This window comes from Paenibacillus sp. ACRSA (genome assembly GCF_022346845.1).
In the GTDB taxonomy this organism is placed as follows: domain Bacteria; phylum Bacillota; class Bacilli; order Paenibacillales; family Paenibacillaceae; genus Paenibacillus.
The window spans coordinates 839,428-865,256 of sequence record NZ_JAKRNP010000001.1 but is presented as its reverse complement, the minus strand read 5'-3'; the positions used below and the strand labels follow the sequence as shown (position 1 = coordinate 865,256).

The window sequence follows — 25,829 nt, the reverse complement described above, 5'->3', positions numbered from 1 at the left end:
ACGAATGAGAGAAAAGTGTATGGTCGTATGAGTCACGGAAAATAGTGTGAACGATGTTAAGGAGGAGTACCACGATGCAGAAATTATCTTTACATGAACTACTGGATCTGGAGAACGATGCATGGCCCGAACTCAAGCAGCTATTGGAGGAAGGCAGCAACACACATGCCGTTATTCCAGCACAACGGAGTAAGGGCGAAGAGGCTATCTATAGTCTCCAAGTGAGCACAAGATCTTATCTGGGTGCCATAGCCTATGAAACAGGAGGCGTTCTGGTGGATCATGGCTGGATTACCGTGCTTGGCGCAGAGACGGAACAGGTCGTGGGAAGTCTGATAAGTTGGAATGGGCTCTCAGATCGTCCCGCTCTAGAGGCTCTTGAAGGAATGCTGGTCGTTGCATATGATGTCGCCGGCGGATTCTTTGCATTCGATACAGGGAAGTTCGAAGGAAGCGGCCACATATACTATTTCGCACCAGATACGTTGGAATGGGAATCGACGGAACTTGCGTACTCTGAATTTATGAACTGGTTAGCGCATGGAGATCTGGAGCAGTTCTATCAGACATTTCGCTGGCAAGATTGGCAGAACGATATGAGTCAGCTACAGCAAGGACAGGTGTTTGCTTATTATCCGCCCCTTTGGACAAAGGAAGGTGGAGGTCAGACAAGTCAAAAAACACCTATTGCGATCACGGAAGCCTGGAAAATAGCACGGGGCGAAAGATAATTCATACAAGTTATCGAATGATGCTGAAAGGTGTGGAGAGATATGAATATAGCTGACATTACTAGTATACAGGATCATTACGGCGTTGTATTTCCGCAGGAGTATTTGGATTTTCAGCAGACGAACAGCGTTAATTCCTTCAATCTCATGGAGAGCGGAGAGGTCATGGATTGGGAGATCCGCTTCTCTGCATTAGATGACCAGTTCATCACGAATAACATTCAGATGGTAGACGAAGTGAATCCTGATCCGAAGCGTATTATCCCAATCGCATGGAGTGTCAGCAGTGGCAATAACTATTTACTGGATTATCGTAAACATTCAGCGAGTCCAGCTATTTTACTTATGGAGCATGAAGAAGCTATCGTGCGGGAAGATGCCGAGAGTGAGACAGATTCACCAGAGGAAGCTCAGCGGTTAATGGAGGGAAATGTGAGAGAGATTGCCGACAGCTTTACGTCATTTCTGGCAAAGCTGAGGGCAGATCAAGCTCTCTAAAGAGGTCTCCTGTTATATATCCTAGGAATTGTTCGACAAGGAGGCAGGGATTGTGGGACGGGATGCTCGGTGATGATTGATGACAAGCACCAGAGAAACAACAGCAACGATCAATAGACATCCATAGACATAATGGTAAGCCTGTTCAACTGTAACGTGTGGAATCTTATGGAGCAACAAACCACAAGCCGCCACAGATACCGAGCCGCCGAAGAACTGAACAAGTTGTAGCAGACCCATTCCTGAACCAATCTGCGATTTGGGCAGAATACGTGATGCTTCGTTATTGAGGGATGACATCGACGCCGAAATGGCAGGTGAGAAGAACAAATAACCTACTGTAATAACAAACGCCGACTGATGCAATCCAAGCATAAATAACGTAAGGACAGCGGCAAGCAACACATGCCCAATGATCAGAAAGCGCATATTGCCATATTGATCAATCCAGCGTCCTATATATCTAGCCATAAATGCAGCGACAATCGCTCCAGGCGCGATGAGCAGCCCGATTGCCAGTGAAGAACGTGCGAACAGGTCAGCGAGCACAAGGGGCATGAGGAACAGATTGCCTAAGTTAACCACCAATACACAAAAGCCAATCATGACTAATCGTGTGTAGCCTGGAGCCTTGAAAACCTGTGGGTTAATAAACGACAGCTTCGCTCTGCGAATATACAGAATGTGCACCACAAGAGACAGGATACCTACCGCAAACCATAAGAGCGACTGCTGGGTGATCGCGACCAACAATGTTACTGCGTTCAGTGTCGTGAGAATGGCTCCTGTTGTATCAAAGGGCTGATCGGTCTTGGTCGTTTCATTTGGTAGGAAATAGAACAGTACGGGTAGGGCAAGCAATACCAGCACGGTAATTGCAAAAAGCCCATTCCAGCCCCAATACTCGCTGATTAATCCGCCGACGATTGGACCCAGACCAAAGGCCATCGCACTACCGGAGGATATTAGAGCAATGGCAGCGCCTCTTCGCTCCAGCGGGATATAGCGACTTGCGATGACGAGTCCTAAGCCGGCCATAACTCCTGCTCCAGCCGATTGCAGGATCCGAGTGAGCAATAACACGGCGAAACTATGTGCAAACAGACCGAGTAAAGAAGATAGTCCTAGAATGAGCAGCCCAATGGTTAACAGCTTACGTACCGGAATCCGATCCGACAACCGGCTATAGATTACGGTTGATAAAGCGTATCCGATGGAGTAGCTGGAAATGACCCAAGAGCCTAGGTCAGACGTAATTTGTAGATCATGGATAATGATAGGTAGTGATACGTTAAACATCGTAGTATTCATCACTACAATGAAAAGGCAGCATGTCCACAGTGGCATGACAATGTGATCTTTCATGTAATCCTTCCTGTCTATATGTTCGATATGGAATGATAAATGCTCGTAGATATCATGCAGTCATACCAGTCCGTTATAACATTTTACGTTAGTGAATTGAATATGGCAATAATGTCATAAAAATTCATGAGGGTTTTAGATTGAAATGGGACGAGCTATAGAGTATAGAAGGAGTGAGCAGATATGCCTGAATTGAAATTAGGTATTAAGCATATTATTCAACTTATTGTTCTGATTGTTGTAATCAGCATAGTTGTTCTATTTTTTGTTGTGCTCCGCCCTTTTTTCTTCTCGTCCATCAGTGAGAAGCAGGCAGAAGCTATTGCTATTAAGTATGCCGCTGAAGAATATGATGAGGATGTGATCATTGATCGTGTTTTTCTCCATGGGGGATTTCTATCCTACCTCATTGATGGGCATTTTCAGAATGAGTATCAGACGTCATTTAGAATGCTCGTTGATGATGATAGCGGCAGGGTATCCGACTTTGAGTTTTCCAAAGACTATGCGAACATGCAGATGCTAGAACTTAATAATACATATGCAGATGAATTGATAGCCAAAGGATACGAGGTGCCAGAGCGGTATGTCTCCAGCTATGGAGATACTTTTTTTGTAGCGTATAGCTGTGCTGAGTCTAAAGGTTGTGATATTCATGAATTGCAGGTACGACTGCCTGACGGGAGTAATCAAGATGAGATTGGTGCTTTTGGTGATCTATATCGGTGGCAGAAGACATTGCCTGTGCGAATCGATAGCATCTATGTTGATTCTCCAGAAGGTGAAGGGGTGTCCAGATGCCTTCGTCCCGATGCAAGTATAGAAAATCCGGATCATGGACAATCAGATCAATATGCGTGGATGGATTTCATAGAGCAAGGAGAGTGTACGAATCGGGGTGACAAGTGATCTTCCTATCAAGGGAGAGCGAATGCGTAACTTGTAGGCATACAGCGGGCTATATATCGTGTTATATAAAAATAAACAGGCTCCCTTCCACGGAAGGGAGCCTGACTCGGTTAAGCGACGGTTGTTGCTTTACCTCGATGACGAATCCATTTGATCAAATCCATCAGAATGACTGCGGCAAGGGCAAGCCCACCAGCAATGAGGAATTCATACCAGCCAAATGCATCTGGGATCGCGAAGATGCCGCGTACACCTGGAATCAACGTGATTCCATACAGACATAGACACACGAAGATGGAGCCGAGCACGAATTTGTTTGTCGTAAAGCCTACTTGAAAAATAGTCTGCGTATTAGAACGTGCCGCAAACGTCTGTAGACTACGTGCTAGTATCAGCGTTGTAAAGGCCATCGCCACACTAATCTCCTCAGAGATACCAAGTCCAATATACTGGGATATGATGACGGCAACCCCGATCAGAACCCCACGTGTAATAACAGCCTGTAGTGTTCCACCAGCAAAGATACCTTCATGGATATCGCGCGGTTTCCGCCGCATTACATCAGGTTCGGCTTTTTCGGTGCCTAACGCAATGGCAGGTAGAGAGTCATTGACTAGGTTGATAAAGAGCAGTTGCAGAGCCGTGAATGGATTCACCCAACCGACCACCAGTGCGAACAGGATCGCGATAATGGCACCTAGGTTTCCAGCAAACAGGTACGCAATCGCTTTTTTGATATTATCAAATACCATCCGTCCCACACTCACCGCGTTAACGATGGATACAAAATTATCATCCGTCAAAATCATGGCTGCGGCGTCTTTGGCCACATCGGTTCCACTTCCCATCGCAACTCCGATATCGGCCTGCTTCAAAGCAGGGGCATCGTTGACCCCGTCTCCGGTCATTGCAGCAATTTTGCCTTTACGCTGCCATGCACGTACAATGCGGATTTTGTTTTCCGGTGATACCCTCGCATACACCGAAATTTGTTCTAACTTCTGATCCAGCTCCTCATCAGACATTTTGTCTAGTTCGCTGCCTGTAATAGCCATATCATCTGGCTTAGCAAGCCCGATGTCGATACCAATGGCTTGAGCAGTTGTTTTGTGGTCACCCGTAATCATAATCGTACGGATGCCTGCCTTTTTGGATTCTTCAATAGAGCTATATACCGCTTCACGGGGCGGGTCAATCATAGCGGTTAGACCCACGAGGATCAGATCATGTTCATCCTCAGTAGTAACTTGCTTTTTATCATCAAACCTCTTGTAGGCATATGCCAAAACCCGGAATGCACGTTTGGAGAAGGCTTCGTTTTTCTCCTCGAATTGTGTACGAATCTCTGGCGTCAACGGCTGAACTTCACCATGAATAAACACATGAGTACAGCGGCTGAACAGAACATCAGGTCCACCTTTGGTCAAGAGAGCAGTCTGTCCTTCAAACGTATGCACGGTGCTCATTAATTTACGATCCGAATCGAAAGGAAGCTCGGCTTCACGTGGAAATTGATCACGAATTTCGTTGTAGTCCTTGTTCACTCGGTTACTAAAAGCAATGAGCGCAACCTCTGTTGGATCACCGAGTTCCTTGCCTTCCTGATTAATGTTAGAGTCATTGCAGAGCACGGCAATATGTAATAACCGACGTTCCTCTTCAGACCACTCTTTCGGGTCATCAGGAAACTCTTCTTTGGTGCCGTGCGGGATATAATAATCCACCACCGTCATTTTATTCTGGGTGAGGGTTCCGGTCTTGTCTGTGCAGATGATGCTAGCTGAACCAAGTGCTTCTACCGCAGGCAGACGACGGATGATGGCATGTTGTTTAGCCATTTTATTTGTTCCCAGTGATAGGACAATCGTTACGATGGAGGATAATGCTTCGGGGATTGCTGCAACAGCTACCGCGACAGCAAACATTAGGGCATTAATAATCGATGGACCAATGTTCTCCGTACCTTCCGTTAACCATACCCGTCCTGCTTCAATGGCAAAGATCAGAATGGATAGGCCAAGAATGAAGAAGCCTAGTTTTTTACTAAAAGCCTCTAATTTACGCTGCAACGGTGTTTCCTTTGCTTCAGCATTCTGGATGAGTTCAGCAATTTTGCCGATTTCCGTTTGAAGAGCTGTACCTGTAACGACAAAGGTTCCTCGACCATACACGACGAGTGATCCACTGAAAGCCATATTACGCCGATCTCCAATGGGTGCCTCTTCTGCGATAGCATCGGCATGCTTCTCGGCAGCTTCGGATTCACCTGTTAACATGCCTTCGTTGATTTTAAGACTTCCTGATTCCAATATGCGACCATCTGCTGGCACATAGTCCCCGGCATCGAGTAGAACAATATCGCCAGGAACAAGCTCCCTAGCTTGAATTGTCCTTTTCTGACCATCACGAATGACCTTGGCCTCTGGTGCTGACATTTGCCGTAAGGCATCAAGGGAGCTCTCTGCTTTCTTCGTCTGCACGACACTAATAACGGCATTCAGCAGGATGACGAGAAATATAATGAGTGATTCAATCAGATGCCCGAGCACAATCTGTACCGCAGCAGCGATGAGCAGAACGATAACCATAGGATCTTTAAAATTCTCAATAAATAGCTTCCACACAGGTGTGGCGTCTTTTCCTTTTATCTCATTGTATCCAACGGTTTCGAGTCTTTTGGTTGCTTCAGAGGTCGTGAGTCCGTTCAGTGAACTCTGTACTTCATGAAGTGTCTCCTCTGTACTGTGTCTATAATGTTCCAATGGACCAGCTCCTTGCGTATGGATTTCTCTGTTTATATAACCCTGTAGAATGAATAGAATCAGTGAATCCCATCCCAATTTCAGATATTTGAAGAACACTTTGTAGAACATGATGTGGCTAGAAAAATGAAACGTATCTAGATTTTTTTGCAGCTTACCTAAACGTATAATTTCCGATGGGATTCAATCTCATTCGCTTGGTTAGCATTACGCATTCTAAATGCATGGGGTTGCACTTATTTGGCAATGTCGTTTCATTAAAAGTTACAGAAGTTGGAAGATTACAGAACTGTGTTTTTAATCACACTTGTACCTTGAAGTCTCTGCTAGGCTTGTTAATAACGAGTTGTTACCAAGTTTGGAGGGAACGATATATGTTTTGTTATCAGTGTGAACAGACGCCAAGTGGGGGTTGTACCGTCGTTGGGGTATGTGGAAAAAATGAAACAGTAGCCAGTCTACAAGATACGATGATCTTTGCTTTAAAAGGAATTGCCGCCTATGCCACGCATGCACGGCAGTTGGGATATACCGATCCTGAAGTAGATCGGATTACGCATGAAGCTCTATACATGACACTAACGAATTCCAATTTTAATGTCCAAGAGCATATCGATATGGCGATGCAAGTGGGCAATGCAGCTATTCGCATCATGGATGTGCTGGATCGGGCGCATACAGAACGCTTCGGAATTCCACAGCCGATCACGGTAAGTCAGAATCAGATCGAAGGACATTGTATCGTAGTGACAGGACATAATCTGTATGCTCTGGAGGAACTGCTGCGGCAGACCGAAGGTAAAGGCATCAACATTTATACACATTCCGAGATGTTACCAGCACACGGTTATCCTGCACTCAAGAAGTATGCACATTTGAAAGGAAATATCGGTAAGGCTTGGTATGATCAGCGTAGACTGTTCGAACAGTTCCCAGGGGCTATTCTAGCGACGACGAACTGTGTAATGCCGATCAAAGGAACGTATGCTGATCGCTTCTTCTCGTACGAAGTTGCTGGATTAGAGGGCGTTGAGAAGGTAGAAAACGATGATTTCTCACGTCTAATTGAGCGAGCATTGTCATTGCCTGTAGCTAACGTACAATCGGAACAGGTTTTAACTACGGGGTATCACCATGAGACAGTCATTGGGCTGGCACCGGAGATTATCCAAGCGGTCAAAGATGGACATATTCGCCGATTCTTCGTCATCGCAGGTTGTGACGCACCGGGGAAAGGCGGCAACTATTACCGTGAGTTGGCAACATCTCTTCCGAATGATACGGTAATTCTGACTACTTCCTGCGGTAAATTCCGCTTCAATGATGTGGATTATGGCACTGTAGGCGATACCGGTATTCCGCGTTATATCGATCTGGGGCAATGCAACAACTCCGGTTCTACTGTAAAAATTGCTATGGCTTTAGCTGATGCCTTCGGTTGCAGCGTGAATGAATTGCCTGTCAGCATTGTGCTGTCATGGTTCGAACAGAAGGCTGTTGCAATCTTGTTAGGCTTGTTCAGCTTAGGCATTCAGGATATTCGTATTGGACCGAAACCGCCGGAATTCATTTCGTCGGGAGTATTAGAAGTGTTGGTAGAGATGTTTGGTCTGAAACTCATTACAACTGCTGAAGAAGACATGAATGCAATGCTGGCATTGTCTTAATTATACTTATAGATTTTGAAGTGAAGAGCCTACCATTACGGTAGGTTTTTTTGCTTTACTTTATTTTGTATTTCTGGTGGTTCATTTCACCTAGTGTACATACTCAGATGTGCAATCATAATTGGTTTATTTATCCTATTGTGATTTATTTGTGGAAATGGATATATAGATAGAGGACTTAAATAAACTCGGTTTACCGTTGTAAGAGGAGAAGATATATCCATGAAACACAGGCAACTTGTATCAGATCTTTTGCAAATTGCAGGAGGGGAGGACAATATTAGAGGTGCAGAGCATGAAATGAGTGCAATTACATTCGTGCTGAAAGATCGGACTCAGGCGGATTTCTCCATTTTTTCTGCGAAGCAGTTTACAGCTAATGTTCAGCTTGAACGTAATCGATGCCGGATCGAATTAGAATCAGAGAGCGTAGCATTAGAAGTATTCAACACCCTTACGGGTAGCTATTATGTACATAAGATTGAGGATGGAGAACAGGAAACCAGGCTTGAGGCAAAGAGATCCTTTTCAGTTTTGCATTTTATATCCGATGTATTTAGACCATTACTGCCCGTGATTCTTGGGGCGGGGCTTATTAAGGTCATATTGGGCATCATTCTACTACTGAATCAACTCATATCGGATGATCCGATGTTGATAGATGAGCCTATATTCAACTTGCTGAGTATGATCGCAAATACCCCGGTATATTTATTACCTGTACTTATCGCGGTTAGCACGGCTTATCGATTGAGAAGCAATATGTATGTGGCAGCCTCCATCGGCGGATTCATGTTCTATCCTGAGGTTTCCATGTGGTTAAACGGTGAGAAAACAGCTCGTTTGTTTGGCGTGGAAATTATCTCACAGCCATCTCTCTATTCCTCCGTTCCATGGGTTATTCTAGCTGTAATCGCATCAGCATATCTGGAAAGAAAGATTAATAGCAGAGCACCTAGAGCGTTCCAAGGGATTGCCGCTGCATTCATGAGTTTGGTGATCCTCGTGCCACTCATGTTACTCATTCTAGGTATCATTGGGACATTCGTGGATGATTATGCTGGAGAGTGGATTAGCTCACTTGTGGAAAGTGCGCCCGTACTGGCGGTTATGTTAATTGCTGCATTTTTCTCCCTGTTGATGATTGCTGGATTGCAATATTGTCTAGTTCCAATTATCATTTATGAACTTACGTCTGCGGGTTACTCTATTGTACTTCCTGCGATGTTTGTTGCAATGTTTGGACATGCGGGTGCAGCGCTGGCAGTTGCCCTTCGAAGCAGAAAGGGCGAAACGAAAAGAACAGCCGTATGGTCCTCCGTTGTAGCACTTCTAGGCGTACCTGAACCTGCAATCTACGCAGTGAATATGAGCAAGAGGATCGCCTTTTACTCAGCACTACTAGGTGGGGGTATAGGTGGATTATACATGGGACTTACATCTGTTAGTATTTCTGTAATTAGCGGTGGTTTCGGCAGTTTGTTCCAGATTCCATTGTTCATAGAAGAAGGCTCATTGAATGTATTGCATGCTTGCATAGGATTGGCAGTATCCTTTGTAGTAGCAGGTGCATTGAATTATTGGTTAACTGGACGACAAGCTAAATAACTACATCAACAGAAGTATGAATGAACTAACTATTCCAGACAAACTACAAGGGACTGATCTTTGCTTCGCGCATAAAAAGGTCAGTCCCTTTTGTGCGTCAGTACATGTTGATTTTCCTTTTTGAATCATTCGAAAATTGCTTATTAAAGCACCTTAAATGACTATGTTGACAAATATTAAGTCTTCAACTAAGATACTTGTATAAATGAATAATGGATATAATCAGGATTGTTACTGATCAGCAGGCAAGACCGATTGATGTGCAAACATGTAGATTTTCGATAAACATGTGTGCACTATTAATGGTCTTTTTTTGTTTCCAAATAATGTTAACGTGCCATTTTAAAAGGAGATTGTTATGAAAATCACACGAATTATTAATAATAATGTCGTTTGCGCAGTCAATGAAAGACACCAGGAGATGATGCTGTTAGGGAGTGGCATTGGCTTTCAGAAGAAAAAGGGAGACGATGTTACAGTAGAGAAGATTGAAAAAGAATTTTTTCTAAAGTCCAAGCATGTAACAGGCAAATTGTACGCCCTGCTCGCGCAAATACCGATGGAATATATTCGTGTGTCCGACAGCATTATTCAATATGCCAAACAATCCTTGGATAAAGAGCTGAATGAAAATATATATTTAACGTTAACAGACCACATCAACTTTGCAGTATCTCGTTATAAGCAGGGGATGAATTTTAATAATGCGTTATTGTCAGAAATTAAAGCGTTTTATGCAAATGAATATCGTGTGGCTTTGAAAGCGCTGGATATGATTAATCAGGAATTCAACATTACGTTGCCTGAAGATGAAGCTGGCTTTATTGCGCTTCATATCGTTAACGCAGAACTGGGCTCTGAAATGGAAGAAACGATGAAGATCACGCAGTTGATTCAGAAAGTACTAAATATTATTCGTTATCAGTTCAAAATTCACTTTAATGAAAATTCCCTTCATTACGCCAGACTGATCACACACTTGAAATTTTTTGCATATCGTCTGTTTAACAATACGGTAGTGACAAGTAACGATAGCGATTTTCTCAATATTATTAAAGAAAAATATAAGCTTGAGTATCAATGTAGCCTCCGAATTGCGCAATTCATTCGGGTCGACTATGGTAAAGAATTAACTGAAGACGAATTGGTGTATTTAACGGTTCATATTAAAAGAGTGACTGATGAAGAAAAGGTTTGATTCCTCAGCGCTCCATAATGACTATACTAGGATTGTTACTGGTGAGGCAGGCAAGACCTAGAGTTCCATCGTTTATAGAGCATATCTATATTCGATAGAACTCTAGGTCTTTTTTTATTAAAAAATATGTTAAGGGGGAGCAGTACATGAAACACGAAAGCACGGCCGCCGATATCTTGAAATTAGTCGGTGGCGAAAAAAACGTAGATAGTGTAACACACTGTGCGACTAGGCTGCGATTTAATCTTAAGGACGAGTCAATTGCCAACAATGAAGCATTGAAGAACGTTCCAGGGGTTATGGGCGTTGCCAGTAGTGGAGGGCAGTATCAAGTCATTATCGGTAATGAGGTAAACAACGTCTACAAAGCCTTGGCGCAACTCGGAAACTTCACAAGTAAGAATGATGGCCCAGCGGTGAAAAAGGGAAAAATATCTACGGTTCTGGATACGATCTCTGGTATTTTCACCCCGATTCTACCCGCTATGATTGGTTGTGCCATGATCAAGGCAGTTCTGCTCATTCTGAAAACCTTTGATCTCGTTGATCTTGATGGTCAATTCAATACGATTATGACCTTCGTTGGTGATGCGGCTTATTATTTCTTGCCGATGCTCCTCGCTTGGAGTGCGGCAGTTAAACTTAAAGCTAATGTGGGCTTTGCCTTAACGATTGCAGGTATCTTATTGCATCCTAGCTTCTCTGCTTTGCTGTCTGCAGGTGAGCCTGTTTCATTCTTAGGTTTGCCTGTTACACAAGCAACGTATTCGTCTTCAGTCATTCCCATCATTCTAGCAGTATGGATTCTGTCCTATGTGGAGCGATTTGCAGAGAAGTTCTCTCCTTCCGTGATTAAATCAATCTTGAAACCGTTAATTGTAATCCTTGTCATGGCGCCTTTGACATTAATTGTTCTAGGACCATTGGGTGCAATTGCTGGTAACTATCTTGCATCCGCTGTCTCTTACGTCAATGCACATGCAGGATGGTTAGTGTCTGGTATTATCGGCGGAGCGTTCCCTTTCCTGATTCTGACGGGGATGCATTATAGCTTGGGGCCAGTTGTTCTCACTGCTTATGCACAAACCAAAACCGATAGCATTGTCGGCCCAGGTATGCTCGTACACAACATTGCTCAAGGCGCAGCTGCGCTCGCTGTCGCATTAAGAACCAAGAATAAAGCATTCAAACAAGTCGCTTACTCTACCAGCGTAACTGCATTGCTCGGGATTACCGAGCCTGCACTATTTGGTGTTACTCTACGATTGAAAAAACCTCTGATCGCTGTTGTCATTGGTGGTGTTATAGGTGGTATTTATGTAGGTTTGTTCGGTGTAGCTCGATCCGCTCTAGGTATTGCCGGCTTGGCTACGTTACCAGCATTTATCACCGATAATCCATGGAACTTAGTGCATGCAGCAATTGGTCTTGTTATTAGCTTTGTTGTCACCTTCTTGATGACTCTTATTTTAGGATTTGAAGATGTACCTGAGAATGTAAAGAAGGAAGAAGAAGTAAAGTCTACTTCGACTAACCGTACGCCTGTTGCCGGTATTTCGGAACATGTACTCACTGCACCGATGACTGGTCGCGTTCTAGAGTTGTCCACTATTCAGGATGAAGCATTTGCAACGGGAGCAATGGGAAAAGGAATTGCTATTAAACCTACTGTTGGGAAACTCGTTTCACCTGCGGATGGTGTAATCTCCGCAGTGTTCCCTACCTACCATGCCATCGGTATTAGCTCCAATAATGGCGCAGAGCTTCTCGTTCACATTGGTATGAATACAGTGAAGTTGAAAGGTGAACATTTCAAGGTTCATGTGCAAGAAGGTGATGAAGTAAAAGCTGGAGATTTGCTCATCGAATTCGATACGGATGCAATCGCCGCGAAAGGCTTTGATTTAACTACACCTATTATCGTTACCAATTCAAATGACTTTACAGATGTAATTGGTACTGATAAGCCATCCATCACGATGGGTGAGAAATTGATAAAGATTATTTAAGGAGGATTAATACATGAATAATATAAGCGTATTTCCAGAATCTTTCCTATGGGGTGGCGCTACGGCTGCGAATCAATATGAGGGTGCTTGGAATATTGATGGTAAAAAGGCCAGTACAGCAGATATGATGACGGGTGGAACGCATACTATTCCAAGACGCATTACGAAACATATTGAGGAGGGTGTACACTATCCTTCTCATGAGGCAGTAGACTTTTATCATCATTACAAAGAAGATATTCGACTGTTTGCAGAGATGGGTTTCCGTTCCTTTAGAATGTCCATTGCGTGGTCCAGAATTTTTCCAAACGGAGACGATATCACGCCAAATGAAGCAGGACTACAGTTTTATGACAATGTGTTCAATGAATTAAAAAAGTATAATATTGAACCGATCGTAACGATCTCTCATTATGAAGCTCCGTTTGCACTAACTGAGAAGTTCAACGCCTGGGCCTCTAGAGAGATGATCGAGTGTTACGTCCGGTATTGCGAGACTATCTTTACACGATATCAAGATGTTGTGAAATACTGGATTACATTTAATGAAATCAACAGTTTGATTGTTCCAGCAGGTGCGTATATAGCAGGAGCATTGCTGGTTGATGACAGTGGTATATTCAACAATACTGCTGTGGATAGTACACAGTTGAGATTCCAGGCTCTACATCACCAATTTGTAGCGAGTGCCAAAGCTGTTAAACTGGCTCATGAGATTAATCCGGCATTTCAAGTGGGTTGCATGATCAATTATAGTCATGGGTACGGAAGCACATGTAAACCGGAAGATATGTTAAAGGCTCTGCGAATGGATCAGGTTAACAATATGCTGAGCAGTGATGTGCAAGTAAGAGGAGAATATCCTGACTTTGCTAGAAGATATTTTGAAGAAAACAATATTCATATTGAGATGGCAGAAGAAGACGAGGCTATATTAAAACAAGGCTGTGTTGATTTCTATAGCTTTAGCTACTACAAATCGCATGTGGTAGGCACCCGTCCAGAGGGTGACGAAACCCAAGGTAATGTATTTGGCGGATTCAAAAACCCCTATTTGAAAGCAAACGATTGGGGCTGGCAGATTGATCCTGTAGGACTTCGTTATGTTCTTAATCATGTCTATGATCGATATCGCATCCCAATGATGGTTGTTGAAAATGGCCTTGGTGCAGTTGATATTGTTGAAGAAGACGGTTCTATCAATGATACGTACAGAATTGATTTCTTGCGAGATCATATTGAACAGATGAGAGAAGCCGTTCGTGATGGGGTTAATCTGATTGGCTATACAGCTTGGGGTTGCATCGATATCGTCAGTGCTTCGACTGGCGAGATGGCTAAACGCTACGGATTTATCCATGTGGATAAGGATAATGAAGGTAACGGAACCCTGAAACGAAGTAAGAAGAAGAGTTTCCATTGGTATAAACAAGTGATTGAATCTAATGGGGAGAACCTGGGCTGAGATTATATGAAAAATATTCTGTTTAGCAAAAAGCTGCTGATGTAGTGGTTGCATTGCTAGATTAATAAAATGCTTATAAGTAAAACCTCTCATTCCTGATCGTTTAAACGACAGGTAAGAGAGGTTTTACATTTTTTAATCCAATAACTCGGTTAAGCATAAAAAAACGCATTATACATACTATTGATTCAAATCAAGGCAAGGTATGACCTCTTCTGTCAGTATAGAAGCATAGATTATTACTAGGAGGTCGTAACGATGCTAGATTATACATTTGACGATATGAAACAGATAAATCGTGAGAAACTAGGGAATATGGTACCACTGGAATTGTTTCGCACCATTCGTTTAATTGGGTTGAATCAGGGGCTGCCGATGGGTGGCAAAGGTACAACGCTAACTATTGGTCGAAAAATTGGAGAGAACCTGCCTGTACATACGGTTGAGGAGTTGTTAAACCTGTTTGAAGAGTTGCAGATTGGCATTCCCCGGATTTTGCAGAGAGATGAACATAAGATGACTGTTGCAGTAGATGACTGCTTTTGCAAAGGACTACCAACTCTTGAAGATGAGAAGATGGTCTGTGACCTGGAAGGCGCGATTCTTGAGGGTGCACTGACGAAGATGATGAAACGAAGGGTGACAGTGAAGGAAACAAAATGTAATGTGAGTGGGCATGAGCACTGCGAGTATGAGATCCGAATGTAGAGTAATATCATCAGTATTCAGACAATGAGTCATACATATTTGTGAATATCTGGTGAATTCCTGGTTGTTAAAGTCCATAGTCATCTGTTCTCCATTATAATGAATGAAAATGGTTGAGGGGATGTACTCCGGATGAAGAAAACAATGTGGATCATTGTTAGTCTAGTCGTAGTGATTGTGTTAGGAACCTATCTGATTGCAATCAATACGGGTAGAGAAGAGACAGGAACCGAGAATGCGCCTAATGTTAGAAAATTGGTTCATGATATCAGTACAGGTAAAGAGATGCCTTTATCTGCCTCTATTGATGCGAAACAGTTAATTGTTACGGATCAAGATAAACACACCAAGACTTATGATTTACCAACAGATGAATTTTTCCTATCCATTGCTCCTTTCGTGCAGCAGACCCATCCTTGTGAAATTCATAGCTTGACCGGTTGTCAGGGAGAATTGATCAATGAGGAATTCTTGGTAACGGTTCACGATTCCGAGGGGAATACCTATATGAAAGAGTCTGCAATGAAGTCAGGTGCAAATGGGTTTATGGATATGTGGCTGCCCAGAGATCGAACCTATCTCATTCGTGTCGTTCATGATGGCAAAGTTGCTGAAGCCCAACTGTCTACATATGACAATGATAATACGTGCATCACAACGATGCAGCTAAGTTAAAATAAACGTAATATATCTAAGGGAAGGGATTACTTAAGAGTAATTCCTTTTTCTTTTTGTGAAGATCATATCAAACACATGGCAATCCCATTGACAAAATAGTACAGGTAGGTGATAATTCAATAGTGATAATGATAATTGTTATCATATAAATATATATCAATAGGGGAGAACAGAATTATGAAAAAGAGTTTGAACGGACTTTTGTTGATGTTAGTATTTGCACTCGTGCTAGCGGGGTGTGGTCAATCTACTAGCACAACTAATGATACAAGCAAGGAAGCCGATTCGGGCAGTGCCCCTACTGAAGAGACAGCAGGCCCTGTAACGGTGAAACATAATCGTGGTGAGCTTAAATTAGACAAGCCTGCAGAACGAGTTGTTACATTGGAATGGACTTATACCGAAGATGTGGTTGCTCTGGGCGTTCAGCCAGTAGGTAACGCAGACAACGCTAACTATAAAGTGTATGTGACTTCCGAAGCTGCTCTTGACGACAGTGTGACGGATATTGGAACACGCAGTGAGCCAAACTTGGAGGCCATTGCTGCCCTCAAACCCGATCTAATCATTGCAAATGCTGATAATAATAATGCTGTTTATGATCAACTGAATGCAATTGCACCAACGCTTGAATTTGATCCATACAACGGTGATGGTTATAACTATGACAAAATGACAGAGATCTTCAACTCCATTGCAACTGCACTTGGAAAAGAGGATAAAGCAAAAGAAGTGCTTGCTGATCTCGATCAGCATTATGAAGAAGCGAAACAAAAGCTAGCTGATGCGGGTAAATCAGACTTCCACTTTGCACTGACACAGGCATTTACTTATCAGAATGCTGCAAGCTTGCGTATGTTTACGGATAATTCAGTTGTTGTAGGTACTTTGGACAAAATTGGACTCGTTAATGACTGGCAGCCGGACAAATTGGAAGGATACGGATTCTCCACAGTGGGTATTGAATCCCTGTCTGCCGTACAAGATAGCAACTTCATTTATATCACACAGCCAGATGATGACGTGTTTGGCACAGCAATGAAAGATAACTCTGTTTGGAATGGTCTGAACTTTGTTAAAGACAAACGAGTATATCAACTGGACAGCACAACATGGACATTTGGTGGGCCAATCTCATCCAAAGTTCTCGTTGATGGAGTCGTTGGAGCGATTACGAAATGAGTTCGGTTCAAGCTAAGCCAGCCGTGAACTGGCGCACAATAAGCATCTATGGGGGCGGTTTAACCGCTCTCATCGTGCTTTTTTTTGTAAGCCTTTGTTATGGTGAGGCAGCCATTCCATTGCAGACTGTTGTCGATTCTCTGATTGGTAAGCAGAATACATTAGAGCACAATATGATCTGGGATCTACGTATGCCTCGAACTGTTATTGGTATTCTTGCAGGTGGAGCATTAGCTGTAGCAGGGGCTTTACTGCAAACGATTACGCGTAACCCGCTGGCTGCGTCAGATACATTAGGTATTAATGCGGGAGCATATTTTATCGTTGTGCTCGGAGCGATTTTATTTCCAGGTTTACTCAGTCAGTCTCCCTTCTTATTTGCTGCTTTAGGTGGATTGGTGGCTGCATTTGCAGCTTATTTCATGGGTGGTGGCAGAGCTTCAAGCCCGGTTCGACTTGCATTATCAGGTATGATTGTATCGATGGTACTTGGTTCATTCACAAGTGCATTACATATTTTTTTCTCCATGGAAACACAGGGGTTATTCCTCTGGGGCTCCGGAACACTTGTGCAAAATGACTGGAGTGGCGTAGCCTATGCTTGGCCTTGGGTGATCGGTATTACACTCCTTGCTCTGTTGTTATCCCGGCAGTGGGACATGTTAGAGCTGGATGAATCAACCGCTTCCTCATTAGGGCAGAAGGTTGGATTGGCTCGCGCAGGTGGTTTGCTCCTCGCCGTATTGCTGGCAGCAGTAATCGTCAGCGTTATTGGGCCAATCGGTTTTGTTGGATTGGTTGCACCACATCTCGTTCGACTAAGTGGAGTGCGTTCTAATCGTTTATTATTACCGGGTGTTTTTATATGGGGTGCTGCGTTGCTCATCGGTGCGGATGTACTTGCCAAAATGGTACATAACTCCAGTATGGAGCTGCCAACGGGTGCTGTGATGGCGATCATTGGGGCACCATGGTTAATCTGGCTGGTGCTTACCCGGATGAAAGCAGCAAATGGCGGTGGCATGACCACCTCCATGAGTACGGGTGCACGTCGCCGCTGGGCTTTTGGTCCATTGGCGGTTGTATTCAGTGCCGCCACGATACTTCTGATTTTGGTTAGTACAATGTTTGGTGGGATGCGTATTCCCTTAGGTGATCTAATACCGAGTCTATTCACGTCAGATGGGTTATTCTCCGGCATAATCCAATTGCGTATTCCACGTACCCTTGTTGCGGCAGGTGCTGGAGCTGCACTGGCCATTAGCGGTGTATTGATCCAGATGGCGGTACGTAATCCACTGGCGGACGCTTCCATCGTGGGGGTATCCTCAGGCGCAGGTCTGGGAGCGATGATGGTCATGATTCTCTGGCCAGGCCTCCCCGTGTTTTTGCTGCCTATTGCAGCAATTATCGGTGCAGGTATCGCTGCAACAGTCGTGTTCTCCCTCTCGTGGAAAAAAGGATTAAATCCTTCTGCGGTCGTGTTGCTAGGAATTGCGATGTCCGCCATTGCTGGCGCAGGTATCCAGATTCTAATCGTGCGTGGCGCGGTATATGGAAGCAGCGGATATATCTGGCTGACAGGAAGCACGTATGCGCGTACTTGGGAACAGGTGAGAGTCATCGGTCTATTTTTAGTCATTCTCATACCGATTGCCTGGTGGCTTGCTCGTCGATTTGAATTGTTAGTATTTGATGATAATAGTGCGTCAGGACTTGGTTTAGGTGTACGCCGAACACGGTTAATGGCAATGGCAACAGGTGTGTTGTTGGCAGCCGGTGCTGTCGCATGTGTAGGTACAGTCGGCTTTATCGGTCTGATTGCACCGCATATGGTTCGATTACTTACTGGACATAAGTTAAGACGCTCGATGTTTTTGTCTGCCTTGGTTGGTGCGGTTATGTTGGTATTGGCAGACACGATTGGTAGAACGGTTATGGCACCAACGGAGATCCCATCAGGCATACTGATCGCGCTCATTGGTACACCATATTTCCTTTATCTGATGTATCGCTCCAACTGGCGCAAGTCGATCAAGTAAAAGCTAGATCAGGACATGGACATCCCATCATAGTATGTATATATGTAAAATAGCCTTGCAGCCCGCTCATGTAGCGGGCTGTTCTGCTTAGACAGCAAAGAAGAGAAGCACTGTGAGTCCCTATACAGGGCAATCGTGCTTCTCTTCTTTGTTGTTGCTGTATTTAGTTGTTAGGGTGTAAGATCCCACTGGCTTCTACGTATTGAAGTGCTTGTTCTAACTGTTCTTGACTCTGCACTAGAGCCAGTCTGACATACCCTTCACCAGAAGGACCAAATGCGCTACCTGGGGTAACGATTACGCCTGTTTGGTTAACGAGATCTGTCGCGAACTGTTCTGAAGACTTGTAATGCGCAGGAATCCGCGTCCAGATGAACATTGTCGCTTCGGGCTTCGCGATATTCCATCCGAGTCTGCTGAAGCCTTCGCACAGGATATCCCGGCGTTCCTCGTAAATGGCTCTTACCTGTTCAACTTGTGACTGGTCTCCGGTAATGGCTGCAATTGCGGCTCTCTGAATCGGTAGAAACATGCCATAATCCATGTTGGACTTTAATTTCTTTAGCACAGAGACAACCGATGCGTTACCTACACAGAAGCCAATTCTCGCACCAGCAAGTCCATACGTTTTGGATAAGGAATTGAATTCAATGCCTACATCCATCGCTCCAGGCAGGGAGAGGAAGCTCCCACATGTCTTGCCATCAAATACAAGTTCGCTATAGGCATTGTCATGAAGAACTATAATATTATGCTTCTTGGCAAAGGCAATCAGATCCACGTAGAATTGCTCCGGTGCCATCGCTGTTGTTGGATTGTTAGGGTAAGACACCAGCATGAATTTCGCACGGGCTGCGATGTCCGCTGGAATATCCTCTAGCTGAATGACATATCCGTGTTCTTCTTGTTGAGGCATATAATACAGTTCAGCTCCAGCAAGCAAAGGCCCATCTGCGAATACCGGGTAACATGGATCAGGAACAAGAACCAAATCTCCTTCATCAACGATGGATAGGGAAATATGAGCAAGCCCTTCTTGTGAGCCGAGTAAGGAACAGATTTGTGTTTTTGGATCTAAATCTACATTATAACGCTGTTTGTACCATGTACTGGCCGCTTGTAATAGTTCACTCTGGTCATTTACCGCATAAATGTAGTTTTGGGGATCTGCCGCGGCTTCGCACAGTGCTGTAATGATATGGGGGGCAGGCGGGATATTAGGTGTCCCCACACTAAGATCAATCACCGCTTGTCCCTTCTCTAACCGTTCGCGTTTGATTTCAAGCAAACGGGTGAAGATCCCCTCACTAAAGTGATTCATACGTTTTGCAAATTCCATGATGTCGTATCCTCCATTCCTCATCGTACACATATCTATCTATAATAGATGGACTGGGCGTAAATGAGAAGAGGAGACGGGTATGATACCCCGTAATACGGATAGTTTATTCGACTTTGAATTGTTTGAGTTCCTCTTGTAACTTGCTGGATAGTTGATTCAACTGTTTGGATAAGTCAGCAACCTGCTCAATACTATCTAGCTGTTCTTGCGTGCTGGCACTAACCTCTTCGGTTGAAGCTGAATTTTCTTCGGTAGTGGAAGAGATGATCTCCAGTGCCTGCAAAATTTCATCTTTGTGCTTATGCACATTAGCGGTATTTGTACTAATCTGAATCATGCGCAATTTCAAATCTTCCAAGTCTTTGTTGATGCTGAAGAATACTTGCTTCGTATCCTCTACAGATTTCGCATTTTCCTCCGCGATTTTCATGCCACGAGCAGTATGCTCAACCGATGTGGTTGTTTTTTCTTCAATAACACGTACTTTTTTATAAATCTCCTGGGTCGCAAGTGCGGTCTGTTCAGCAAGCTTACGTACTTCTCCCGCCACAACGGCGAATCCTCGACCCTGTTCTCCTGCACGTGCTGCTTCAATTGAAGCATTAAGGGCAAGCAGGTTGGTCTGTGTTGCAATCTGATTGACCGTGTCCACGAAGCTGGAAATCTCATGACGGCTCTGGTCAATTTCCTGAATAATGGATGAAATGGCTTGTGTGGAATTATGATTCTCTTCGGCCCACTGAGACAGCTGCTCTACGACAGTTAATCCTTGTCCACTTTGATCAGCCGAGGTCTGTACCATCGTTTCGATCGCTTGAGCATCGGTTGCAATTTCGTCGATCTGGCTTGATAACGATCCTGTTTTACGTAAAATGTTCTCTGTCTCAATCGACTGATAGTTGGTCGCATTCGCAATCTCATTAATGGCTATAGATGTATCATTCATCGTTGTAGCCGTTCTTGAAGAGATCGACTGTAGATCGGTAGAGGACTGATTCAGTACATGAGCAGAGCTGCCTACGATTTGCAGCATGCTCTGAATTTTTTGCACCATCGTATTAATGCCACGAGATATTTGACCGATCTCATTATTCGCTTGGGCGTCCAGCTGAATCGTTAAGTCCCCTTGCTCAATCAATTTGATCTTCGCGAGCAGTTGTGGAATGGATCTTAACAGATAACGAAGTGTAATGTAGCAGATGATCACCAATAAAATGGTAGCTGCAGCAAATCCGCTAAGTGTAATCCAGGTGAACGTCTTCAGTTCTTCAAGAACCTCTTGTTCAGATATCGTCAGACCTACCGCCCATCCGGTATCTTTACTGGTGGCATAACCGATATAACGTCGTTCCCCGTTGTCGTCTGTAATAAGCTGTACACCGGATTCCCCAGCAATCATCTTCTTACCGATTTCCCCCAGGTCGCTAGTGCTGTCTGTAATGTTTTCTTTTAGAACTTTCTCCTCATCCGGGTGGTACAGAATTTCTCCTGTCTTGGAAACCAGTATGGAATAGCCCGTGTTCCCAAGAGAATAGCTTTCCATAATAGCAGGAATGTCTTTGAATGCGATATCCGCTGCGGCAAACCCGATGAGTTGATTGTTATCTTTGATCGGATAGAAAATGCCCATCAGTACATTACCTGCTGCGATATCGATGTATGGATCTGAATAGTACAGTCCATCTGTAGATCGGATAGGCTCATAATAGGGACGAGTCTGAATATCAAAGTCCGGCGCGGAAGAGACGCCATCATTTTGTAGCCAGAATCCCTTTCCTTCTATACCTGCGATCCAAGCATCAGCAAATGAAGGCTCTTCTTTGACAATTGCTGCTAATGTTGCCTGTGTCTCTTCAGCATGTGGAGAGGTTGTCGCCACTTCTGCTGATTCGGTGGTTTCGATATATTGTTGAAAAAGTGTATTCGTTGACATCTGTTTCACGAGTGATCCTTTTTCTTTAAACATCGCATCAAATTCACTGACAATAGCTTGTGTCTTGGTCTGTAGCATAGATTCCTGTTGTTTGATCAGGATACTCCGTGTACTCGAAAACATAAATGTGCCAAGAACGGTGAAGACGACTACGATAATAATTAACAATACAATAGATACTGTGTTGGCGATGCTAGTTACTTTGGCACCGTGAGATCCCCGCTTCAACATTTTTTTCATGTTCCATCTCCCAGATGATTATTAAGCTAAATGCTCCTAAGTATATGTCGGAAAAATAAATAGATTTATGTAGGTTTTTATAGGTTGTACGAAAAAAAATGAAAGGGTCTAGATCGTATCTACGAGGGCAGAGTTCCTTCACATTTGTGCAATAAAGTGATGAACCTTTTTATCGCCATCTAACAATTGGAACCTCATTTGACCGATATATAGTTATCACGATGTGAAATTTAAGTCATATGAATAAAGTGGGGGAGTACACATGGTACAAAAATCATTACATAGTGAACCCAAGAGGAGGGGAATTAAACATCTGAGGTTAACTACAACCTTGATCTTGATGCTCGCAGTTAGTTTAGTGGGGCTATTTATCTTATTCCTGTCTGGAATATTCGGTATGAATGAGGTAAAAGAGGGACAGGGGAAGCTCTATACTGATCGCTTCCTACATCAGACGAACATTCTAGAAATCAAAGCGGACTTCTATAATATGCGAGCTAATTATACGAAGCTTCTCGACAAGCAAGAGTATACGGATAAGCAATATGAGCAAGTTCAGAAAAATAAGAGCAATGTAATGGCTGGAATGGATGAGTTCTCCGCACGATCATTAGATCCAACAGAACAAGAGATTTTTACTGATCTACAGGCTAAACTTGAAGTCTATGACCAGGATATCGAACGAATCATGAACGTGAAGAAGACAACAGGTACTTACGATGATGAAGAGAGAAATCGAATTAACAAAAGCAGTACAGTCATTGTAGAAACGATCACCAAGCTAAGTACATATATCGAAGAGGAATCCGCGAAGCTGTACGATGCTGCTCAGGAAACGATTAGAGAAAAAGCGGTATTACTTAGTATTGTGTTGATATCTTCATTTGCTATTCTTGGGGCTGTTTCGTTTATCACGATTCGAAATATTATTCTGCGGATGCGTGCGATCAATCACTACTGTGCTGAAGTGACGCAGGGGAATTTGACAGCTACTCTCGATCCGAATCTACTCGAGGGCAATAACGAGATTAGTGTCATTGCACGTGGAATCCATAGCATGACCGGAGCTACTTCAACGGTTATTACGAGTGTGGTTCAAGAGTCTGGTCAGATCAACGAGATGAGTGATCTTACTAATCAGAATATGTCGGAGCTTAACGAGCGTATACGGGAAGTATCTGCTACCGTGGAAGAGTTATCAGCTACGATGGAAGAGACTTCGGCATATACTGAAAATATGAATCAATCGGTTAATGAGGTGCTTCGAGCTACGGAATATATCTCTTCTCGTACGAAGGAGGAGGCAGAGTCCGCGAACGTTACTAGCGGTAAAGCTGAGGCTCTGAAACAGGAGGCTAGTGAATCTAGTAAGGTGGCGCAAGACATGTATACAAGTACAAGTGCGAAAATGAATGAAGCATTGGAACGTGCCAATGCGGTTGACCAGATTAGTGTATTATCCCAATCTATTCTGGATATTACGGCGCAAACCAACTTGCTCGCATTAAATGCTTCCATTGAAGCTGCTCGTGCAGGAGAGGCAGGAAGAGGATTTGCCGTTGTGGCTGAGGAGATTCGCAAATTGGCAGATGGCTCTAGAGTAGCGGCAGATCAGATTCGGCATGTCACCAGTGAAGTTACCGAATCGGTTGCTCATCTATCCTCTAGCGCTAAGGAAATGCTTGCGTTTATGTATAATCAGGTGGGAAGCGACTATCAGCTATTGGAAAATACGGCCGGGCAGTACTACAACAATGCAGTGGATCAAGCCAATACCGTTAACGATCTTCATAAGACGGCTCAAGAGGTAAAACAAACGGTTGATACGCTCGTACGTGCGATTCATGAGATCGCAACGGCTAGTGAGCAATCCGCTGCATCGAGTCAGCATATTGCTGAACACATGGTGTCCTCTACGGAGCAATCGTTGCAGGTAGCCGACCAGTCGGATCAAGTGAAGGAAAGTGCTTCGCGTCTAAACGATCTTGTGAAAGGGTTTAAAGTATAGACCTACGTGAAAATGAGTTGCTTAATTGATATGTATAGAAATAGAAATAGAAATACACCCTGTTGTACCGAATGTGAAGAGTCGGAGACCTTCGTGTGATCGGTAAACGGGTGTATTTTTTGTGATGATTATTTGCTGCTGGACATCGGGAAAGCTCGAAGATGATACATTTGTGTAGCTGTTTCGGAGCTAACCAATTGGTATAAATCCAACATTGTACTTCTCAATGTTATCAGCCTCCTTTACAATTATAGGAAGTGATCTAAAATCGGTAAATTCTCATTTCAATAAATAATAATGGGTAAATGGAGGATGACGAATGATGAGTGAAGTTTGGGCTGCATCAATGAGCGGGGTTCCCTGGACAATGGACAAGATGGATGACGCTGTGAGACATTTGCGGAATCGAGCGACGATCAGCTATGTAGTTGGAGTAGATAAGTTGCATGATCTCATTCAATTAGATCAACATGTATTTGCGAGAAGACCGGATCTGATTTTGTACGTATCCCAAGTGGAGAAGAACAGTCCTTCCTCAGAGGAAGTGTTAGCACAACTTGCAGAGTTGAAGCATGTTACTGCGCTGAAGCTCCATCTTCAGCAGAGACAGGATTTGAATCCATTGAGTGCATTAGACCGCATGGATTATCTGGAGATTCATTCACCAAAAGGGCAATCCCTTGATTTTATTCGAAATTTCAAGTATTTAAAGTACCTGTCGCTGAGTGGCAAATTCAATGATCTCTCACCGATCGAGGATTGTATCCGGTTGGAAACACTTGTACTGAACTGCGCTATCGAGAAGCTTGATTTTGTTGTAGATCTACCCCTCTTAACGTATCTAGCTATAGACAGCTGTACCTTAAATGACTCACTGGATGTCCTAGCTAGCTCAAACATTAACATGCTGCGGTTATCTGCCATACGTAATTTAAGCAACATTGATGCATTAGAAGCATTGCATAATTTGGTCTATCTGCGGCTGTCCCTTCCCAAAGTAGAGCGCTTATGCGATCTCTCCAGTATGAGTAACCTAAGACAACTTGAACTAGACTACATGAAGTCATTGCAGGATATAGATCATCTATGGAATGCAAACCAACTAGAGGTGCTTGAATTAAAAGAGATTAATCCAAAGCTTAAGGCCGAGGCCTTTGACCGTATGTCGGAAATGGATCATTTACGACAGGTGGATTTTCGTTTTATGGATGTCAATAAAGGACGAATCGGTGCTTTGCGTAAACGAATGGTCGAAGCAGGTAAAGCGGATCTTCTCTATGAAAATATTCCAGAAGAAAATCGAATTCAATCGATGGCGCTTGCGCACCTATCTCGTGTGTTGATGTAGCGTGATCATAATAGATTTTTCGACAAAATAGTTAAATTTCCCGAGAATAGTAGTTCCTTATTTTACAAATATATGGTATTATTTGGTCACATATTATTCAATTAGCATAGATGATTAAGGGAATCTATCGGTAAAG

The 25,829-nt window shown here is 43.6% G+C and carries 18 protein-coding genes; 14 read left to right on the top strand and 4 right to left on the bottom strand.

The features are described from left to right. The first annotated feature begins 74 nt into the window (after window positions 1-74). Window positions 75-731 carry a DUF2625 family protein gene (locus MH215_RS03975; protein WP_239288324.1) on the top strand — a complete coding sequence of 219 codons (657 nt, stop codon included), beginning with the start codon at window positions 75-77 and terminating at the stop codon, window positions 729-731. A 42-nt stretch (window positions 732-773) separates the two neighbouring features. Then, complete coding sequence (locus tag MH215_RS03970; RefSeq protein WP_239288322.1) at window positions 774-1,229, top strand: SMI1/KNR4 family protein; 456 nt, start codon at window positions 774-776, stop codon at window positions 1,227-1,229. A gap of 21 nt (window positions 1,230-1,250) precedes the next feature. On the opposite strand, the gene MH215_RS03965 is transcribed toward MH215_RS03970, so the two are convergent. After that, window positions 1,251-2,594 carry an MFS transporter gene (locus MH215_RS03965; RefSeq protein ID WP_239288320.1) on the bottom strand — a complete coding sequence of 448 codons (1,344 nt, stop codon included), beginning with the start codon at window positions 2,592-2,594 and terminating at the stop codon, window positions 1,251-1,253. Between the two features lie 183 nt (window positions 2,595-2,777). Between MH215_RS03965 and MH215_RS03960 the strand changes: the two genes are divergently transcribed. Next, window positions 2,778-3,503, top strand: a complete 726-nt coding sequence (locus MH215_RS03960; protein WP_239288319.1) for a hypothetical protein — start codon at window positions 2,778-2,780, stop codon at window positions 3,501-3,503. 110 nt (window positions 3,504-3,613) lie between these two features. Here the strand turns inward: MH215_RS03960 and MH215_RS03955 are convergent, their stop codons facing one another. Then, window positions 3,614-6,265: a cation-translocating P-type ATPase gene (locus tag MH215_RS03955; RefSeq protein WP_239288318.1), complete on the bottom strand. Its 2,652-nt coding sequence runs from the start codon at window positions 6,263-6,265 to the stop codon at window positions 3,614-3,616. A gap of 374 nt (window positions 6,266-6,639) precedes the next feature. Here MH215_RS03955 and hcp point away from each other — a divergent pair, with 374 nt between their 5' ends. From hcp to MH215_RS03910, 9 genes are all read left to right on the top strand, one after another. Next, window positions 6,640-7,932, top strand: a complete 1,293-nt coding sequence (gene hcp, locus MH215_RS03950; RefSeq protein WP_056701675.1) for a hydroxylamine reductase — start codon at window positions 6,640-6,642, stop codon at window positions 7,930-7,932. 222 nt (window positions 7,933-8,154) lie between these two features. Further along, on the top strand, window positions 8,155-9,540 hold the full coding sequence (locus MH215_RS03945; RefSeq protein WP_239288317.1) for a PTS transporter subunit EIIC: 1,386 nt from the start codon (window positions 8,155-8,157) through the stop codon (window positions 9,538-9,540). Window positions 9,541-9,898: 358 nt separating this feature from the next. Beyond that, entirely contained in the window at window positions 9,899-10,738 is an 840-nt protein-coding gene (licT, locus tag MH215_RS03940) for a BglG family transcription antiterminator LicT (RefSeq protein WP_239288315.1), read from the top strand. A gap of 146 nt (window positions 10,739-10,884) precedes the next feature. Then, the gene (locus MH215_RS03935) at window positions 10,885-12,747 is read left to right on the top strand and encodes a beta-glucoside-specific PTS transporter subunit IIABC (protein ID WP_239288309.1); all 1,863 of its coding nucleotides are present in this window, start codon (window positions 10,885-10,887) and stop codon (window positions 12,745-12,747) included. 13 nt (window positions 12,748-12,760) lie between these two features. After that, window positions 12,761-14,212: a glycoside hydrolase family 1 protein gene (locus MH215_RS03930; RefSeq protein ID WP_239288306.1), complete on the top strand. Its 1,452-nt coding sequence runs from the start codon at window positions 12,761-12,763 to the stop codon at window positions 14,210-14,212. Window positions 14,213-14,470: 258 nt separating this feature from the next. Continuing rightward, complete coding sequence (locus tag MH215_RS03925; protein WP_239288305.1) at window positions 14,471-14,920, top strand: V4R domain-containing protein; 450 nt, start codon at window positions 14,471-14,473, stop codon at window positions 14,918-14,920. Between the two features lie 132 nt (window positions 14,921-15,052). Then, window positions 15,053-15,595, top strand: a complete 543-nt coding sequence (locus tag MH215_RS03920) for a CueP family metal-binding protein (RefSeq protein WP_239288304.1) — start codon at window positions 15,053-15,055, stop codon at window positions 15,593-15,595. A 180-nt stretch (window positions 15,596-15,775) separates the two neighbouring features. After that, window positions 15,776-16,780 carry an ABC transporter substrate-binding protein gene (locus MH215_RS03915; protein WP_239288299.1) on the top strand — a complete coding sequence of 335 codons (1,005 nt, stop codon included), beginning with the start codon at window positions 15,776-15,778 and terminating at the stop codon, window positions 16,778-16,780. Then, window positions 16,777-18,822 carry an iron ABC transporter permease gene (locus MH215_RS03910; RefSeq protein WP_239288295.1) on the top strand — a complete coding sequence of 682 codons (2,046 nt, stop codon included), beginning with the start codon at window positions 16,777-16,779 and terminating at the stop codon, window positions 18,820-18,822. The genes MH215_RS03915 and MH215_RS03910 overlap by 4 nt, the downstream gene beginning before the upstream one ends. Before the next feature lie 163 nt (window positions 18,823-18,985). Here the strand turns inward: MH215_RS03910 and MH215_RS03905 are convergent, their stop codons facing one another. Next, window positions 18,986-20,161, bottom strand: a complete 1,176-nt coding sequence (locus MH215_RS03905) for an aminotransferase class I/II-fold pyridoxal phosphate-dependent enzyme (protein ID WP_239288294.1) — start codon at window positions 20,159-20,161, stop codon at window positions 18,986-18,988. A 106-nt stretch (window positions 20,162-20,267) separates the two neighbouring features. Beyond that, window positions 20,268-22,337 (bottom strand): methyl-accepting chemotaxis protein, encoded by a 2,070-nt coding sequence (locus MH215_RS03900; RefSeq protein WP_239288289.1) that lies wholly within the window; start codon window positions 22,335-22,337, stop codon window positions 20,268-20,270. Between the two features lie 262 nt (window positions 22,338-22,599). On the opposite strand from MH215_RS03900, the gene MH215_RS03895 reads away from it, so the two are divergent. Together MH215_RS03895 and MH215_RS03890 are read left to right on the top strand one after the other, a co-directional pair. Next, complete coding sequence (locus MH215_RS03895) at window positions 22,600-24,345, top strand: methyl-accepting chemotaxis protein (protein WP_239288287.1); 1,746 nt, start codon at window positions 22,600-22,602, stop codon at window positions 24,343-24,345. A gap of 319 nt (window positions 24,346-24,664) precedes the next feature. Continuing rightward, a complete protein-coding gene (locus MH215_RS03890) occupies window positions 24,665-25,693 on the top strand; it encodes a leucine-rich repeat domain-containing protein (protein ID WP_239288285.1) in 1,029 nt (342 codons plus the stop codon). Window positions 25,694-25,829: the final 136 nt, after the last annotated feature.